We start from the raw sequence: 2,427 nt of genomic DNA, 5'->3' as shown, positions 1-2,427 counted from the left end.
TACCGAAATAATTAATAATTAAACAATTAAATAATTAGATAATTCACGCCTTGAAGCCTCCCCTTTCAAGGGGAAAAAATAAATATTGTCCTTATTTTTCTTACCTCTCCCTAAAAGGGAGAGGTAATTATCAATTATCAATTATCAATTATCCATTATCCATTAATGAAAGGAGGTATCTTTTTGACATAAAAGATGATTGACCGCTTAAAAATGGTATTTAAGCTATTCATTATAACTCCTGATTCCTGACTCCTGACTCCTAAAAAATCCCCTAATTATTTGTAGCAAACATTTATCAAATTGGTATAAGTTATGAAGCTATGACTAATAGCTAACTTAATTTTTATTGCTGAGAGCTGTTAACGCAGTTCCTCTGCAAGAGGCTAGCTAATAGCTGAATGCTTACGTCTATAAATTCAATATAGCGTTTCTCAAGCTTATGAGGTACACAAGCTCTTTAATTTCTTTTCTATTCCCTCCATACCTATTCCCTCCATACCTATTCCCTCCATACCTATTCCCTCCATACCTGTTACCTGTTCCCTGTTCCCTCCATACCTATTCCCTAAAACAAACGAATTTTGTACCTCACGCTTCTTGGGAATTGCTATATCAGATAATTAAAATGAAATTACCATATTGCTTTTATTCTGAATTGAGAATAATTATTCACTGGTAATCTAATTATGTAAGCATTTCCTGCGGAATGCTGCGCAAACAGCTATTAGCAGTCAGCTCTTCCTGCGGAATGCTACGCAAAAAGTAATAATATCCAAATCTTAAGAACTTGCTCTAAATAAATATAGCCTTTAAAGTAAGGTTGGCTTTGATAGTAAGATTCAATTTACTTCAATTAATAAAGCTTTTATCTAAGAACTAAAATAAATAGCTGTTTTCGGCTCTTAGCCGACATGAATGTGTTTTGCTTCGCACAACTCCGTTAACGCTGGGCGACATGGAAAGCGGAGCATTCCCTATACGAAAAAGCGCAGCTCCTCTGCAAGAGGAAGCTCCTCTGTAAGAGGCAGCAGTCTGTCAGGATAACACTGCGCGACATGTTTTGCATTCTGCAAAGCTTTCCTATCGGAATGCTCCGCAAACGCACTTCGGCTGTCGCCGACATGGAAAGCGGAGCATTCCCTATACGAAAAAGCGCAGCTCCTCTGTTTTGCATTCTGCAAAGCTCCGCTAACGCTCCGCGACATGTTTCGGCTGTCGCCGACATGAATGCGGAGCATTCCCTATACGAAAAAGCGAGAGGTACCATAGCAGGAGGCAAGAGGCTAACTAATAGCTGACTGCTTACTAATTATTAAAAGCGAGCGAATCAAGAATATGGATGAAAGATTACAAAAAATATTATCTCAGTGGGGAATAGCCTCCCGGCGTCAAGCTGAACAAATGATTATAGCTGGACGAGTAAAGGTTAATGGTAAAGTTGTCCAATTAGGTGAAAAGGCTAAACCAGACTTGGACAAAATTGAAGTAGATGGTTTGCTCATCACGCCAGAAAATCGGCCTGAACCCATATATTTATTGCTTAATAAACCTATGGGAGTAATTTCAACTTGTTCGGAACCTAGCAAACGTAGTAAAGTTTTAGATATCCTAAGTACAGAACTGCAAAATGGAAAAGGTATTCATCCTGTAGGACGTTTAGATGCAGATTCTACAGGAGCATTACTCCTCACAAATGATGGTCGGGTAACTTATGGTTTAACCCATCCCAAACATTGTCTTCCCAAAACCTATCAAGTCTGGGTAGAAGGTCATCCCCAGGAATCAACCTTAAAATTGTGGCGTCAAGGTATCATCTTATTTGGTAAAAAAACTTTACCAGCTCAGGTTAAAGTCCTAAAAGAATTTAATAGCTCTCAAACTCTTTTAGAAGTGGTTATTTCCGAAGGCAGAAATCGCCAGATTCGTAGAGTTGCAGAAAAATTGGGATATCCTGTACTCAAATTACACCGTACTGCAATTGGCCCAATTAAGTTGCAGCTACCTGGAGAGTCAGTTTTACCTATTGGCCATTATCGACCTTTGAAGGATTTTGAAATTGAGTTTTTGGATGACCAAATTATCAAATCTAAATTCAGCTAAAAACTCTCTTTTATAGCAATTCCCAAGAAGCGTGAGGTACAAAATTCGTTTGTTTTAGGGAACAGGGAATAGGTATGGAGGGAATAGGCAATGAGGAATCAGGAATAGAAAAGAAATTAAAGAGCTTGTGTACCTTATAAGCTTGAGAAACGCTATATAACAAACAAGTAATCTTTTTAAGAGTTTGAACTGAGGGGCTAAAACAATTAAATATCCAAACAATATTGATAAATTTTTTAATACTTTGTGTTATGTTAATCTTGCTGCTTTAATCACAATATATTTTGTTGGCATAACTTTTTTTTCAATCATATTATAAATATC

The 2,427-nt window shown here is 37.2% G+C and carries 1 protein-coding gene; it reads left to right on the top strand.

From position 1 onward, the window contains the following. Nucleotides 1-1,338 precede the first annotated feature (1,338 nt). Entirely contained in the window at nucleotides 1,339-2,103 is a 765-nt protein-coding gene (locus AFK68_RS01660; RefSeq protein ID WP_094671119.1) for a pseudouridine synthase, read from the top strand. The last annotated feature ends 324 nt before the right edge of the window (nucleotides 2,104-2,427 follow it).

The sequence above is a fragment of the Hydrocoleum sp. CS-953 genome (assembly GCF_002260545.1).
Lineage (GTDB): Bacteria > Cyanobacteriota > Cyanobacteriia > Cyanobacteriales > Microcoleaceae > Trichodesmium.
Note: the sequence above shows the minus strand (reverse complement) of the source record. Positions and strands in the feature narration are given on the sequence as shown.